The organism is Geodermatophilus sp. URMC 62 (genome assembly GCF_052931475.1).
Genome location: NZ_JBRFHY010000001.1, coordinates 4693673 through 4708305, shown reverse-complemented (window position 1 = coordinate 4708305; position 14633 = coordinate 4693673). Strand labels below are relative to the sequence as shown.

Genomic DNA, 14633 nt, shown 5'->3' with positions numbered 1-14633 from the left:
CGGTGGATCTCGTGACGCTCTGGTTCTGGTTGATCGCGTTCACCTTCACCCTCTACTTCTTCCTGGAGGGCTTCGACTTCGGCGTCGACGTCCTGCGGCCCACGCTGGCCCGGACGGAGGCCGAGGAACGGGCGCTCACCGGCACGATCGGGCCGTTCTGGGACGGCAACGAGGTGTGGGTCATCGCCGCCGCCGGGCTGATGTTCTCCACGTTCCCCGTCTGGTACGGCGCGGTCTTCAGCGGCATGTACCCGCTGTTCGTGCTGATCCTGCTGGCCCTGCTGCTGCGCGGGGTCTCCTTCGAGTACCGCAACCAGGTCGACAGCAAGCGGTGGCGCGACTTCTGGGACTTGATGTCCTTCGCCGGCAGCGTCGTCCCCTCGTTCCTGTGGGGCGTCATCATGGCCAAAATCATCGAGGGGCTGCCGGTGGGCCGGGAGGGCCGCGTGCAGGGCGGCTTCGCCGAGATGTTCACCCCGTTCTCCGTGGTCGGCGGCCTCTCGACGCTGCTGCTGTTCACGCTGCACGGCGCGAACTTCCTGCTGCTGCGCCTGCACCGGGACACCGTCCTCTACAACCGCGCGCGGACGGCGGCGCTGCGGTGGGGGGCGCTGGCGACGGTGGCGATCGTGGCGTTCGTCGTCATGGGCTACGTGACCGAGGACCTCTTCGAGGACTTCGGGTTCGCCTCCTGGCTGTTCCCGGTCGCGGCCTTCCTGACGCTGGCCACCATCTGGCTGGCGCTGTCGCGCCGCCGCGACACGCTGGCCTTCACGATGAGCGGCCTGACCGTCCTGTTCGCCACGGTCACGGTGTTCATCGCGCTGTTCACCCGCGGCGAGGTGCTGCCCTCGACCCTCGACCCGGACTTCGGCCTGACGCTGCAGGAGTCGGCCAGCCAGCACTACACCCTGGTGCTGATGACCTGGGTCGGCGGGATCTTCCTGCCGCTGATCATCGGCTACCAGATCTGGAACTACTACGTCTTCCGGGAGCGGGTGCGCCCCGACGAGGGTGCCCTCACCCACGGCTACTGAGGGGCCCGGTCCCCTGATGGCGCGCGGTCCCGCGGGACGCCTGCTCCGGCTGCCCGGTCCCCGCCGGCTCGCCGTCGTCTGCGCCCTGCTCGGGCTGCTGACCTGGGCCCTGCTCGTGGTGCAGTGGGCGCTGGTCGCGGCCTTCGTCGCCGCGGTCGCCACCGGGGCGGCCACGCCCGGCGGCCTGGCGGGCGTCCTCGGTGGGATCGGCACGGCGTGGCTGGCCCGCGCGGGCGTCCTCGGGCTGCGCGACCGGGCCGCCGCCGCGACCTCGGCGCGGGTGCGGCGGACGCTGCGGGCGGCGCTGCTGCGCACGCTGCTGGCCCTCGGGCCGGCCGCGGTGGCCGGGGAGCGGGCCGGGGAGCTGGTCACCACCGTCACCGAGGGCGTCGGCCGGCTCGACGGCGTCGTCGGGCGGCTGCTGCCCGGCGCGGTGACCGCCGCCGTCGTCCCGCCGCTGGTGGCCGCCACGGTTCTCGTGCTCGACCCGGCCAGCGGCGGCCTGCTGCTGCTCACCGGCCCGCTCGTGCTGCTGTTCCTGTGGCTGACCGGCACCTTCGCCGAGCGCGCGGCCCGGGCGCAGTGGGAGACCCTGGCGCGGCTGGGGTCGGCGCTGGTCGACACCCTGCGGGTGCTGCCGACGCTGGTCGCCTTCGGCCGGGCGCGGACCAGCGCCCGGTGGCTGGCCGAGGTCAGCGAGGCCCACCGGGTCAGCACGATGCGGCTGCTGCGCACCGCCTTCCTGTCCGGGTTCGTGCTGGAGTTCGGCGCGGTGCTGTGCACGGCGCTGGTCGCGGTGACGGTGGGCGTGCGGCTGTTCGAGGGGCAGCTGACCCTGCAGCGGGCCCTGCTCGTGCTGCTGCTGACCCCGGAGTTCTTCGCGCCGTTGCGCGCGCTCGGCGCCGACCGGCACGCGAGCCTGGAGGGCGGCCCGGCCGCCGAGCGGGTGCTCGCGCTGCTGGACACCCCGCGCCCGGCCCGCGGCACCCGGCCGGTCCCGTCCCGCGTCCCGCACGTCGAGCTGCGCGGCGTCACCCTGCGCCACGGCGACCGGGTGGCCCTCGCCGGCGTCGACCTGGACCTGCCCCCGTGCTCGCGGACGGCCCTGGTCGGTCCCAGCGGTGCGGGCAAGACCAGCCTCGTCCGGGTGCTGCTGGGGTTCGCCGTCCCCGACGAGGGCGTCGTCCTGGTCGACGGCGTCCCGCTGAGCGACCTCGACCCCGACGCGTGGCGGGCGGTGGTGGCCCACGTGCCCGAGCGGCCCTGGCTGCTGCCGGGCACGGTGGCGGACAACGTGCGGCTGGGCCGGCCCGGCGCCACCGACGCCGACGTCGAGCAGGCCCTGGCGCGCGCCCGGCTGCTCGACGTCGTGGGCCGGCTGCCGCAGGGCGTGGACACCCCGCTGGGGGAGGACGCCGCCCGGCTCTCCGGCGGTGAGCGGCTGCGGCTGGCGCTGGCGCGCGCCTACGTCAAGGACGCCGCCGTGCTGGTGCTCGACGAGCCGACCGGCCAGCTCGACCCCGCGGGGGAGCAGGAGGTGCTCGCCGCGCTGGCCGACGTCGCGGCCGGGCGCACCGTCGTCACCGTCACCCACCGCAGCGCGCCGCTGGCGCTGCACGAGCGGGTGGTGGCCGTCGAGGACGGTGCGGTGCGCGGCGCGGTGGTGTCGCGGTGAGGGCGGTGTCGCGGTGAGGGAGGTGATCGCGCTCGCCCGCGGCCCCCGGCTGGCGCTGGCGGTCGCACTGGGGTCGCTCACGGTGCTGTGCGGCGCGGCGCTGCTGGCCACCTCGGGCGCCCTCATCACCGGCGCGGCGCAGCGGCCCTCGACGCTGCTGGTCCTCATGCCGCTGATCACCGCGGTGCGGCTGTTCGGCGTCTCCCGGGCCGCGCTGCGCTACGCCGAGCGGCTGGTCACCCACGACGTCACCCTCCGGCTGGTCGCCGGCGTCCGCGCGCGCCTGCTCGAGCGGCTGGTCCCGCTGGCGCCGGCCGCGCTCACCGGGGCCCGCGGCGGCGAGCTGCTGTCGCGGGTGCGTGCCGACGTCGACGAGCTGCAGGGCGTCGTCGCGCGCCTGCTCGTGCCCGCCGGTGTGGCCGTCGTCGCCGGGGGGACGGCGGTCGCGCTCACCGCCGTCGTGTCGCCGCCCACCGCCGCCGTCCTGGCCGTGCTGCTGCTGGTCCTGGGCGGAGCCGTCCCGGCCGCGGCCGCGCGGGCCGGCCGGCGGGCCGCGGTGGCCGCCGCCCGGGCCGACGCCGACGTCGCCGCCGACACCCTCGACCTGGTGCGCGGCCTGGCCGACCACCTCACCGGCGACGGCGGGGCCACCGCGCTGCGCGGCCTGGACGCCCACCTCGACCGGCAGGAGCGCGCCGAGCGGGCCGCGGCGCGCCTCACCGCGCTGACGACGGCCTGCCGGGAGGGGGTCCCCGCGCTGGGCCTGTTCGCGGCGCTGTGGCTGGTCGGGCGCGACGTCGCCTCCGGCGGGACGAGCCCGCTGCTGCTGGCCGCCTGCGCGCTCGGGGTGCTCGGGGCCTTCGAGGCCGTCGGCGGGCTCGGGGCCGCGTGGAGCACCGTCGGCGGCACCCGCGCCGCCGCGAGCCGGGTGCGCGCCCTCGGCGAGCAGCCGCCGGCGGTGACCGACCCGGACGCGCCGGTGCCGCTGCCGCCCGGGTCGGCGCTGCGGTTCGAGGGCGTCACCCTCACCCACCCCGGGGCGGTGCAGCCCGCGCTCGCCGGGCTGGACCTCACCGTGCCCGACGGCGCCAAGGTGGCCCTGACCGGCCGCAGCGGGGCGGGCAAGAGCACCGTGCTCGCCCTGGCGCTGCGCTCCCGCGACCCCGACGCCGGCCGGGTCACCCTCGGCGGCACCGACCTGCGCCGGCCGGCCCTGGCCGACGTCCGCTCCCGGATGGCCTGGCTGCCGCAGGACCAGCAGGTCCTCGCCGGGAGCCTGGCGGCCAACCTGCGGCTGGGCCGGCCCGGCGCCACCGACGACGAGCTGGCCGCCGCCCTGGACGACGTCGGCCTGGGCCCCCTGCTCGACACGGCCGGCCTCGACGGCTGGCTGGGGGACTCCGGCGAGCGCCTCTCGGCGGGGGAGCGGGCGCGGGTCGGCCTGGCCCGCGCCCTGCTCAGCCCGGCCGACGTGCTGCTGCTCGACGAGCCGACCGCCCACCTGGACCCCGCGCTGTCCGCTCGGGTGCTGGCGCTGCTGGCCCGCGAGCGGCGCAGCGTCCTGCTGGTCACCCACGACGCCGCCGCCCTCGACGCGCGCTGGCGGGTCGTCCCGCTCCCCGACTGAGCCGCCGGTCAGGGGAGCCGCCGGTCAGGGGAGCCGCCGGTCAGGGGAGCAGCAGCACCTTGCCGGTGGTGCGCCGGCCCTCGAGGTCCTCGTGCGCCCGGCGGGCCTCGGCCAGCGGGAACCGGGCGCCGATGCGGACGTCGAGCCGGCCGGCCGCCACCAGGTCCAGGACCGCGCCGGCCCGCTCGCGCAGCAGCTGCGGCGTGCGCGTGTAGGTGGCCAGCGTGGGCCGCTGCACGTACAGCGAGCCGTGCGCGGCCAGCTGCTGGACCTCCAGCGGCTCGGGCTGCCCGCTGGCGGCGCCGTAGACGATCATCCGCCCGGTCGGCCGCAGTGCCCGCAGCCCCGCGGCGAAGGTGGTCCGGCCGACGCCGTCGTAGACCGCGGCCGCGCCCTCGCCGCCGGTGAGCTCGCGGACCCGCTCGGCGAAGCCGTCGTAGCCGACGACGACCTCGTCGGCGCCGGCCTGCCGGGCGAGCTCGGCCTTGTCCTCCGTCGACGTCGTCGCGAGCACGTGCCCGCCGCGCAGCCGCACCAGCTGGGTGAGCAGCAGGCCGACCCCGCCGGCGGCGCTGTGCACCACCACCCACTCGCCCTCGGCCACGGGGTGTGAGTCGGCGACCAGGTAGTGGGCGGTGCAGCCCTGCAGCATCACCGCGGCCGCGACCTCGGCGCTCACCCCGTCGGGGACGGGCACCAGCCGGTCCGGCGAGGTCGCCACCCGTCCGGCGTAGCTGCCGGGGACGCCGAGCCAGGCCACCCGCTCCCCGGTGCCGACGACGCGGCCGGCGCCCTCGGCGCCCACCACCGCGGGCGGGGAGGCGGTGTAGGGCGGGCGGCCCTCCCGCTCGTAGACGTCGCGGAAGTTGACGCCCACGGCCTCGACGTCGACCAGCACCTCGCCGTCCCCGGGCACGGGGTCCGGCACGTCCTGCACGGTGAGCACCTCGGGCCCGCCGGTGCGCTCGTAGACCACCGCCTGCACGTCGCCTCCCTCGCCTCGACCGCCTCCGTGCCTACCACCGGGACGCCGGTCCCGCCGACCCTGGCGGGAGCCGCCGGGCACTGCCAGGCTCCCCGCATGCAGCGGGCCTTCGGCATGGACGTGCCCGAGACGGTCGCGGAGATGTGCCGGCCGGCCACCACCGCCGTCCTCGTGTACGACGCGCAGGTGGGCATCCTCGCCCACGTCCGCGACCGCGAGGGACTGACCGCGCGGATCACCGACGTGCTGCGCACCGCCCGGGCGTCCGGGGTGCCGGTGTTCTACGTGCGGCACGTGTCGCTGCCACCGTCGCACCTGGGCGTCGCCGCGCTGCGCACCGCGATGGCCTGGCAGCGGCGGGACCGCGCCGACGCCGTCACCGCCGCCTTCCCGCCCGACGCCGAGCACACCCGCATCGCCGCGGAGCTCGCCCCGGCCGGCGGCGAGCCGGTGTTCGACAAGCTGGGGATGTCGGCGCTGGTGGGGACGCCGCTGGAGGCGGCGCTGCGCGACCGCGGGGTGACCACCCTGCTGCTGGTCGGCGCGGTGCTGGAGATCGGCATCGAGCCGACCGCGCGGCACGCCGCCGACCTCGGCCTCCTGCCGGTGGTGGTCGAGGACGCGTGCGGCGTGGTGGACGACGACGCCGCGCGCCGGTCGCTGGCGAGCCTCGACTACAGCCTGCTCTCCTACCGGTGCACCACGGCGGAGGCCGTCGCCGCCCTGTGCTGAGGGCCGTCCGGCACCGGCGGTGTGCACCTGTCGCGGTCTCCGGCGCCCCCGCGGGCCGCTGTGTGCACACACCGCGGCCCGGCCCCCACTCGCTGGGCCTGGTGCGGCGGCCGCCGCACACCCAGGATGGGCCTCCCGGACCCGCTCGCCAGGAGGACCCCGATGAGCCCGCAGCTGCCGTCGTCCGCGTCGGTCGTCGTCATCGGCGGCGGGGTGGTCGGCCTGGCCACGGCGTACGAGCTGGCGCGGGCCGGGGTGCGCGACGTCGTCCTGCTCGAGCGCGACGCGCTCGGCTCGGGGTCGACGTGCCGGGCGGCCGGCGGGGTGCGGGCGATGTTCTCCGACCCGGTCAACGTCGCCCTCGGCGCGCGCAGCCTGGAGACCTTCCGCGACTTCCCGGTGCGCTTCGGCCAGGACATCGACTTCGCGCCGGTCGGCTACCTGTTCCTGCTGTCCACGGCGGAGGCCGTCGCGGACTTCGAGGCCGCCGTCGCCCTGCAGAACGAGCTCGGTGTCCCGAGCCGGGTGATCGACGTCGCCGAGGCGCGGGAGCTCTCCCCGCTGGTCGACGGCGAGGGGCTGCTGGCCGCCGCGTTCTCCCCGACCGACGGCCACTGCACGCCCGAGTCGGTCGTCCTCGGCTACGCGGCCGCGGCGCGCCGCGCCGGCGCCACCGTCCTGCCGCACCGCGCGGCCACCGGCATCGACGTCGCCGGCGGGCGGGTGACGGCGGTGCGCACCGACGCCGGGGCGATCCGCACCGGCACCGTCGTCTGCGCCGCCGGGGCCTGGTCGGCGCAGGTGGGCGCCTGGGCCGGCGTCGACCTGCCGGTCACCCCGCTGCGGCGGCAGATCCTGGTCACCGAGCCGGTGCCGGGCCTGGACCCGCACACCCCGTTCACCATCGACTTCGCCACCTCCTTCTACTTCCACCGCGAGGGGGAGGGCCTGCTGCTGGGCATGTCCGACCCCGACGAGACGCCCGGCTTCCGGCTCACCCGGTCCGACGCGTGGCTGCCCCGCCTCGGCGAGGCGGTCGAGCGGCGGGCGCCCGCGCTGGCCGGGGTCGGCATCGCCAGCGGCTGGGCCGGCCTGTACGAGATGACGCCGGACCACAACGCGCTCATCGGCCGGGCGGAGGCCGTGGACGGCTTCCTCTACGCGACCGGGTTCTCCGGGCACGGCTTCCTCATGGGGCCGGCCGTGGGGGAGGTGGTGCGCGACCTGTACCTGGGCCGCGAGACGCTGGTCGACGTCTCCGGGCTCGACGTCCGGCGGTTCGCCGCCGCGAGCGTCCGGCCCGAGCTCAACATCGTCTGAAGCCCGACCCCGAGGGAGCCGCACGTGACCACCCTGCCCACCGCCGAGGAGCTGCAGGCCCTGGCGCGCGACGCCGCCGGCCGCTGCGGGGTCGACCTCGATGCCGTCGCCGGCGACCACCCGGTGACCTCGCCGGTCAACGGCGCGCCGCTGGCCTCGGTCGGCTGGTCGACCGCCGCGGACGTCGAGGAGGTGGTCGCCCGGGCCGGGGCGGCGTTCCGGACCTGGCGGACGACGCCGGCGCCGGTCCGCGGCGGGCTGGTGCGCCGCCTGGGGGAGCTGCTGCGCGAGCACAAGGCCGACCTCGCCACCCTGGTGAGCCTCGAGGTCGGCAAGATCACCTCCGAGGCGGCCGGCGAGGTCCAGGAGATGATCGACGTCTGCGAGTTCGCCGTCGGGCTGTCCCGCCAGCTCTACGGGCGGACGATCAGCTCCGAGCGGCCGGGCCACCGCCTCATGGAGACCTGGCACCCCCTCGGCGTGGTCGGCGTCATCAGCGCGTTCAACTTCCCGGTGGCCGTCTGGTCCTGGAACACCGCGATCGCGCTGGTCTGCGGCGACCCGGTGGTGTGGAAGCCCTCCGAGCAGGCGCCGCTGTCGGCGCTGGCCGCCGCCGCGCTGCTGGACCGGGCCATCGCCGAGACCGGCGCGCCGGCCGACCTGGCCCAGGTGGTCCTCGGCGGGGCAGACGTCGGCGAGGCGCTGGTCGACTCCCCGGGCGTCGCGCTGCTGAGCGCCACCGGGTCGACCCGCATGGGCCGCGCGGTGGGCCCCCGGGTGGCCGACCGCTTCGGCCGCGCGCTGCTCGAGCTCGGCGGCAACAACGCCGCGATCGTCACGCCCTCGGCCGACCTGGACCTGGCCACCCGCGGCGTCGTCTTCTCCGCCGCGGGGACGGCCGGGCAGCGCTGCACGACGATGCGCCGGCTGATCGCCCACGCCGACGTCGTCGACGCGCTGGTCGAGAAGGTCGCCGCGGCCTACCGCGGGCTGCCGATCGGCTCGCCGCTCGACGCCGGCACGCTGGTGGGCCCGCTCGTCCACGATGCCGCGTACAAGGCGATGCAGGACGCGCTCGAGGCGGCCCGGCAGCAGGGCGGCGAGGTCGTCGTCGGCGGCGGGCGGCGGCTGGCCGAGGAGGCGCCCGACGCCTGGTACGTCGAGCCCGCCCTGGTGCGGATGCCCGGGCAGACCGACATCGTGCGGCAGGAGACCTTCGCGCCGGTGCTCTACGTGCTCACCTACCGGACGCTGGAGGAGGCGGTCGCGCTCAACAACGACGTCCCCCAGGGCCTGTCGTCGAGCATCTTCACCTCCGACCAGGCCGAGGCCGAGCAGTTCCTGGCCGCCGACGGCTCCGACTGCGGCATCGCCAACGTCAACATCGGCACCTCGGGTGCGGAGATCGGCGGCGCGTTCGGCGGGGAGAAGCACACCGGCGGCGGCCGCGAGTCCGGCTCCGACGCGTGGAAGGGCTACATGCGCCGGGCCACCAACACGATCAACTACTCCGGCGAGCTGCCGCTGGCGCAGGGCGTCGAGTTCCCCATCTGACCCACCGGTGACGGCGACACGCCCCCAGTCGTCATGACGACTGGGGGCGTGTGGGAGCGTCGTCGCATGGTCGACCACGCGGACCTCGCCGTCCGCACGCTGGGCCCCTGCCGCATCGACTCGCCGCTGGCCTCCCGGCTCGGGGACCGCGAGACCACGCAGCACTCCGTGGTCGAGGAGGACCGGATCCTCTTCGACGACACCATCTCGATGGTCACCTCCCGCGGGGTGCCGCTGGACCGGCTGCCCAGCCTCGAGCCCGGCGGCCCGCGGAAGAAGATCTACTTCGACCCGGCCAAGACCCGCGTCGGCATCGTCACCTGCGGCGGCCTGTGCCCGGGCCTCAACGACGTGATCCGCGGCCTGGTGCTCGAGCTGTGCCGGCACTACGGCGTCCGCCGGATCGTCGGCTTCCGCAACGGCTACCGCGGGTTCATCCCCGAGTTCGGCGAGGACGTCGTCGACCTCTCCCCCGAGGTCGTCATGCACATCGACGACGAGGGCGGCACGATCCTCGGCACCTCCCGCGGCGAGCAGGACCCCGAGGCGATCGTCGACGCCCTGGAGCGCCTCAACATCAACATCCTGTTCGTCATCGGCGGCGACGGCACCATCCGCGGCGCGATGGACGTCGTGCAGGTGGTGGAGGAGCGCGGCCTGAAGGTGGCCGTGATCGGCATCCCGAAGACCATCGACAACGACATCCCCTACATCGACCAGAGCTTCGGCTTCCAGACGGCGATGTCGGAGGCCACCAAGTCGATCCACGCGGCCAGCGTCGAGGCCCGCTCGGCGCCCGGCGGCATCGGCCTGGTCAAGCTCATGGGCCGGCACTCCGGCTTCATCGCCTGCTACTCCACCCTGGCCAAGGACGACGCCGACTACGTGCTCATCCCCGAGGTGCCCTTCGCGCTCGACGGTGAGCGCGGCTTCCTCGAGCACCTGCGCCACCGGGTGCAGGAGCGCGGGCACGCGGTGGTGGTCGTCGCCGAGGGGGCCGGCCAGGAGCACGTGGAGGGGGAGGAGCCCGGTCGCGACGCCTCGGGCAACGTCCGCTTCGGCGACATCGGCCGGCTGCTGCGCAAGCGGGTCATCGAGCACCTCGACGCGCACGGGGTGGAGAACAACGTGCGCTACTTCGACCCGAGCTACGCCATCCGCAGCGTGCCGGCCAACCCCTACGACAGCGCGTACTGCCTGCGCCTGGCTCATGCCGCGGTGCACGCGGCGATGGCCGGGCGCACCGAGGTGATCGTGGCGCGCAGGCGGCGGCGCTTCGTGCACATCCCGATGGGGCTGGCGGTCAGCCGCCGCAACCACGTCGACCCGCTCGGCGACCTGTGGATGTCGGTGCTCGAGGCCACCGGCCAGCCGGTGCGCTTCGGCTAGGGACCGGCCGCAGCCGGGCAGCTCAGGAACCGGCCGGGACTCCCGGCACCTCGCCCTCCACACCGCGCGACACCTCGCGCGCGGGGCCGCTGCGCCCGCGGACGGCACCGCCGCGGCCGCCGGCCCGCGGAGAGCCCCCGGGCCGGCGGCGGGGGCGGGGTCACGCGTCCGGCGTCCCGGTCGTCCCGGGACCCTCCGTGCCGCCGGTCGGGCCGGTCGTGCCGGTCGGGCCGGTCCCGCCGCCGGTCGTGCCGGTGGCGCCGGGACCGTCGGCGAGCAGCAGGTACAGCGCGCGGCGGGCCTCGGCGAGGACGGCGGCGGCCGCGGTGAGCTGCGCCTCCGAGCCGGTGCGGCCCACCTGGCGCACCGCGCCGTGCACCTCCTCCAGCAGGCCGCGCAGGTCCGGGCCGGCCGCGGCGCCCCGGGCACCGCCGAACGGGTCGGGCCAGGCCGCGCGGCGCTCCTCGACGTGGGCGCGCCCGGCGTCGGTGAGCGTCACGAGCTTGCGCCCGGCCTCGGCGGTGACGGTGGCCAGGCCCTCGTCCTCGAGCGCACTGATGGTCGGGTAGACCGCGCCGGGGCTGGGGGTCCAGCGGCCGCCGCTGCGCTCGGCGATGGCCTGCATGAGCTGGTAGCCGTGCATCGGCTGCTCGGCCAGCAGCAGCAGCACGGCGGTGCGGACGTCGCCGCGCGGCGCGCGACCGCGCCCGCCGCCGCGGCGACCGCGCCAGCCGCCCTCGGGGCGACCGGGTCCACCGGGACCGCCGGGGCCACCGGGGCCGCCGCGGCCACCGGGACCGCCCGGACCGAAGCCGCCGGGGCCGGGGCCGCCGAAGCCGGGGGCGCCGAAGCCGGGACCGAAGCCGCCGGGGCCGCCGAAGCCGGGGCCGTCGAAGCCGGGGCCGCCGAAGCCGGGGCCGCGGTCACGACCGTGGGGGCCGTGCTCGCGGGGGGAGTGGGAGCGCGGGGAGTGTCCGTGCGGGCCCTGCTGACGGGCGTCGCGTCCGGGGTGCCAGGGGCCGGGACGGCCCTCAGGGGTGGGGAAGGGGGGCATGGGATCCTCCTCGGGATCGATAAACAACACAGTAACGATATATCGAGACACGTCGCCCGTCCACCCCGTCAACGAGAGGTGCCGTCCGGTCCGGGAGCGGGCGCGCCCCGTCGTCGACGCCTCCGGCCGCGCCGTCGGTCCCGGTCCGGTCGGCGGCGGCGACCACGGCGCCGGTGACCAGCGCACCGGCCGCGTTGAGGAGGGCGTCGACCGGGGAGACCACCCGGCCCAGCGGCAGGAGGTACTGCAGCACCTCGATCGTGCCGCCGGCGGCCAGTGCCGCGACCGCCAGGCGGGCCGGGTGTGCCAGTGCAGGCCACAGCCGCACGGCCAGAGCCGCGGGGACGGCGAGCAGCAGCAGGTTGGCGACCAGCTGCAGCAGCGTGGCCGGCGACGTCAGCCCGGTGAGGTACCAGCGCAGCTCGCTCAGCGGTGCGCCCCACGCCCAGCCCGTCCCCTCGGGCGCCAGGGTCAGCGACGCCACGACCGCGAGGGCCAGGCCCAGCGTGGTCCCCAGGAGCAGACGTCGGCCGGCCGCCTCCCGTGCCGCGGAGGCGCAAGGCGGCGCGACGTGGTGGGCGAGGAGGAGTGCGGGGGAGCGGTCGTCGTCCATGCCCTGACGGTCGTCCCGGACGCCCACCCGGACCGGGGAGGCGACCGGGAGCTGCCTGGCAGTCGGAGCGTCCTGATCCCGACCGTTATCCCCAACTTCTCGCAGCACAACCGGGTGCGACCTCCCGCAAAAAGTACCGGAGTGGCCGGCCCCCGGCCGGCGGACGGCGCGGACCGCGGTGGCCGGGAGCGGCGACGCCCCCGCCGGGACGGGACGGCGCGTGCGGCGGGTCCCAGCTCGGCCACGGGACGTTGCCAGGTGGCTCACAGGTAGGACCCCCACCATGGAGACGACGGCCGGAGCGGCCGGCTGCCCGACCGAGGAGACCCCCGTGCGCAAGAAGCTCGTCCTCGCCACCACCGCCGGTGCGTTGACCCTCACCGGCCTGGCCGTCACCGTCCCCGCGATGGCCGAGGAGGACACCTCCTCGACCACCACCGAGACGACCATCGGGGACCGCATCCGCGACGCGCTCTCGGGCCTGGTCGACGACGGCTCGATCACCCAGGACCAGGCCGACGAGGTGGCCACCACGCTCAGCGACGCCGGCCCCTGGGGCGGGCACGGTCCGTGGGGCGGTCCCGGTCGCGGCGTGGACCTCTCGGTCGCCGCCGACACCCTCGGCATGTCCGAGGACGACCTCGAGACCGCGCTGGAGGCCGACGGCGCCAGCCTGGCCAGCGTCGCGGAGGACCACGGCGTGGCCGTCGACGACCTCGTCGCCGCCCTCGTGCAGTCGGTGAAGGACCACATCTCCGAGGCCGTCCAGGACGGCGACCTCACCCAGGAGCAGGCCGACGAGCGCATCGCGGACGTCCAGGACTGGATCACCGAGCGGGTCAACTCCACCGACACCGACCCGGGCGGCCCCCGGGGCCCCCACGGCTGGTGGGGCGACCGCGACGGCGACGACGACTGACCCCTCCCGACCTCCTGCACGCCGAGCGGCGCCGCCCCGTCCCCCGGGCGGCGCCGCTCGGCCGTTCCTGCGCCCGGCCCCCCGGGGCTGGACGGACGCCGATCCTGAGGTTAGCCTCGCCTCACCGGAACCCGAGGGGGCGGATGTGGGACTGCGACTGCCGGTCGGCGACGTGACCGTGCTGCTAGGGCCGGCCGGCGCCCGCCGCGGCGTCATGAGCGCGCTGGACGACGCGAGCGGCCGCTGCGCCTCCGGGCACGCATCGGTGCGGGTGCACCGCCTGGCCGCGCGGGACGGCGACGGCGTGCGTCAGCGGCTCGAGGCGATCGAGGCCGTCGCCGGGCAGGACGCGACCATCGTGCTCGTCGACCGCTTCACCGACGGCCTGCCCGCCCCCGACCGGCGCCGCCTGCTGGCCGCGCTGCGCCCGGTGGCCATCGCGGGCCGCGCGGTGCTGGTCGACGACACCGACCCGGTGGCCGCGCTCGCCGTCGCCGACGGCGCGCTGCGCGCGGACCCGGCGGGCGGGCTCACGCCCGAACCGCTCGGCGTGGACCTGCTCGCCTCCTAGCTCACGTCCGAGCTCGCCCCCGCGGAGGCGCCCGAGGGGTCTAGCGGGCCTGGAAGGTCAGGCAGTCGGCGGCGTCGGCCTCGGGGCCCACGCTGATCCCCGGGGCCGTGCACTCGAGCTTGTCGTTGTGCCGGCAGTCCGAGCGGTGGCAGGCGCCGACCAGGCCGTTGCGCCCGAGGCCACCGCGGAAGCTGATCTCCACGAAGGTCCCGCAGTGGGCGTGGTCGCCGCCCACGGTGATGGCCCCGGCGTGGCAGTTGTGCTCGGCGTTGTAGGAACAGCTGCTGACCGCGCAGTCCTGCACCTGGGGCATGTCCTGGAGAGAGGTCATGGTCTCAGGCTGGCAGGTCCGCGGGGGCCCCGCCAGCCCACTGAGGCTTGCCTGGGCTGTGGCGACGACCCCGCCGGACCGCACACCGCACCGTCCCGCCGCCCGGGTCCGACCGGGGCCCGCGGGCACGCTGGCGGGCTCCCGCTCGTTTCCCCGGTGACCGCCCAGCGGCCGCCCGGCGCCCGCCGAGGACGGCACCGCACCGGAGCCGTCGGGGAGGACGACAGATGACCGTGTCGATCGAGCAGCCGCCGCGCCCGTCCGGGCCCGGCGCCCCGGCGGGCACCGCCGTCCTGGTGGTGGTCGGCGGCCTGCCGGGCAGCGGCAAGACGACGCTGCTGCGGCAGGTGCTCGACGCGCACGTCCCCGGGGTGACCGGCCTGGACTCCGAGGACGTCGCCGAGCGGCTCACCCGCGCCGGCGTCCGGCTGCCCTATCCGCTGCTGCGGCCCCTGGTGCACGCCTGGCACCGCGCCCACGTGCTGCGCGCCCTCGCCGGCCCCGACCCGGTCGTCGTCCTCACCGACCCCTGGACCAGCCGGCCGTGGCGGGCGGTCGTGCTGTGGGCCGCCCGGCGCGCCGGGCGCGCGGTGCGGGTGGTCCTGCTCGACACCTCGCCGGAGGAGGCGGCGGCCGGCCAGCGGATCCGCGGACGGCGGATCCCGGCCGCGCGGATGCGCCGGCACGCCGCCCGGTGGGCGGCCTGGCAGCAGGCGCGGGCCGCGGCGGCCGGGCCCGACGGTCCCGACGACGTCCTCGTCGTCGACCGCGCGGCGGCCCGGCGGCTCACCCTCGACGACGTCCTCGGGCGGGTCCCCGCCTGACC

14 protein-coding genes are annotated in these 14633 nt (G+C 76.7%); 10 read left to right on the top strand and 4 right to left on the bottom strand.

The window, feature by feature from the left end; translation table 11 throughout:
* Nucleotides 1-2: 2 nt before the first annotated feature.
* The 3 genes from cydB to cydC are packed head-to-tail and all read left to right on the top strand — an operon-like array spanning nt 3 to nt 4339.
* Entirely contained in the window at nt 3-1037 is a 1035-nt protein-coding gene (gene cydB, locus ACU616_RS22630; RefSeq protein ID WP_446760662.1) for a cytochrome d ubiquinol oxidase subunit II, read from the top strand.
* A gap of 16 nt (nt 1038-1053) precedes the next feature.
* Nucleotides 1054-2712: a thiol reductant ABC exporter subunit CydD gene (gene cydD / locus ACU616_RS22625; protein WP_446760661.1), complete on the top strand. Its 1659-nt coding sequence runs from the start codon at nt 1054-1056 to the stop codon at nt 2710-2712.
* Nucleotides 2713-2725: 13 nt separating this feature from the next.
* Nucleotides 2726-4339: a thiol reductant ABC exporter subunit CydC gene (gene cydC, locus ACU616_RS22620; protein ID WP_446760660.1), complete on the top strand. Its 1614-nt coding sequence runs from the start codon at nt 2726-2728 to the stop codon at nt 4337-4339.
* A gap of 40 nt (nt 4340-4379) precedes the next feature.
* Here the strand turns inward: cydC and ACU616_RS22615 are convergent, their stop codons facing one another.
* Nucleotides 4380-5324: a quinone oxidoreductase family protein gene (locus ACU616_RS22615; RefSeq protein ID WP_446760659.1), complete on the bottom strand. Its 945-nt coding sequence runs from the start codon at nt 5322-5324 to the stop codon at nt 4380-4382.
* Between the two features lie 96 nt (nt 5325-5420).
* On the opposite strand from ACU616_RS22615, the gene ACU616_RS22610 reads away from it, so the two are divergent.
* From ACU616_RS22610 to ACU616_RS22595, 4 genes are all read left to right on the top strand, one after another.
* Complete coding sequence (locus tag ACU616_RS22610; protein ID WP_446760658.1) at nt 5421-6056, top strand: cysteine hydrolase family protein; 636 nt, start codon at nt 5421-5423, stop codon at nt 6054-6056.
* A gap of 162 nt (nt 6057-6218) precedes the next feature.
* On the top strand, nt 6219-7376 hold the full coding sequence (locus tag ACU616_RS22605; protein WP_446760657.1) for an NAD(P)/FAD-dependent oxidoreductase: 1158 nt from the start codon (nt 6219-6221) through the stop codon (nt 7374-7376).
* Nucleotides 7377-7400: 24 nt separating this feature from the next.
* Nucleotides 7401-8930 carry an L-piperidine-6-carboxylate dehydrogenase gene (gene amaB, locus ACU616_RS22600; RefSeq protein ID WP_446760656.1) on the top strand — a complete coding sequence of 510 codons (1530 nt, stop codon included), beginning with the start codon at nt 7401-7403 and terminating at the stop codon, nt 8928-8930.
* A 66-nt stretch (nt 8931-8996) separates the two neighbouring features.
* Complete coding sequence (locus ACU616_RS22595) at nt 8997-10319, top strand: ATP-dependent 6-phosphofructokinase (protein ID WP_446760655.1); 1323 nt, start codon at nt 8997-8999, stop codon at nt 10317-10319.
* 160 nt (nt 10320-10479) lie between these two features.
* Here ACU616_RS22595 and ACU616_RS22590 read toward each other — a convergent pair whose 3' ends face one another.
* Nucleotides 10480-11373: a PadR family transcriptional regulator gene (locus ACU616_RS22590; protein ID WP_446760654.1), complete on the bottom strand. Its 894-nt coding sequence runs from the start codon at nt 11371-11373 to the stop codon at nt 10480-10482.
* Nucleotides 11351-11986: a hypothetical protein gene (locus ACU616_RS22585; RefSeq protein WP_446760653.1), complete on the bottom strand. Its 636-nt coding sequence runs from the start codon at nt 11984-11986 to the stop codon at nt 11351-11353. Before ACU616_RS22585 ends, ACU616_RS22590 begins: the two co-directional genes overlap by 23 nt.
* A gap of 283 nt (nt 11987-12269) precedes the next feature.
* Between ACU616_RS22585 and ACU616_RS22580 the strand changes: the two genes are divergently transcribed.
* Complete coding sequence (locus ACU616_RS22580) at nt 12270-12905, top strand: hypothetical protein (RefSeq protein ID WP_446760652.1); 636 nt, start codon at nt 12270-12272, stop codon at nt 12903-12905.
* 172 nt (nt 12906-13077) lie between these two features.
* Nucleotides 13078-13476 (top strand): hypothetical protein, encoded by a 399-nt coding sequence (locus ACU616_RS22575; protein WP_446760651.1) that lies wholly within the window; start codon nt 13078-13080, stop codon nt 13474-13476.
* A gap of 40 nt (nt 13477-13516) precedes the next feature.
* Here ACU616_RS22575 and ACU616_RS22570 read toward each other — a convergent pair whose 3' ends face one another.
* Nucleotides 13517-13807 (bottom strand): DUF1540 domain-containing protein, encoded by a 291-nt coding sequence (locus ACU616_RS22570; protein ID WP_446760650.1) that lies wholly within the window; start codon nt 13805-13807, stop codon nt 13517-13519.
* Between the two features lie 227 nt (nt 13808-14034).
* Here ACU616_RS22570 and ACU616_RS22565 point away from each other — a divergent pair, with 227 nt between their 5' ends.
* Nucleotides 14035-14631, top strand: a complete 597-nt coding sequence (locus ACU616_RS22565) for an AAA family ATPase (protein WP_446760649.1) — start codon at nt 14035-14037, stop codon at nt 14629-14631.
* Nucleotides 14632-14633: the final 2 nt, after the last annotated feature.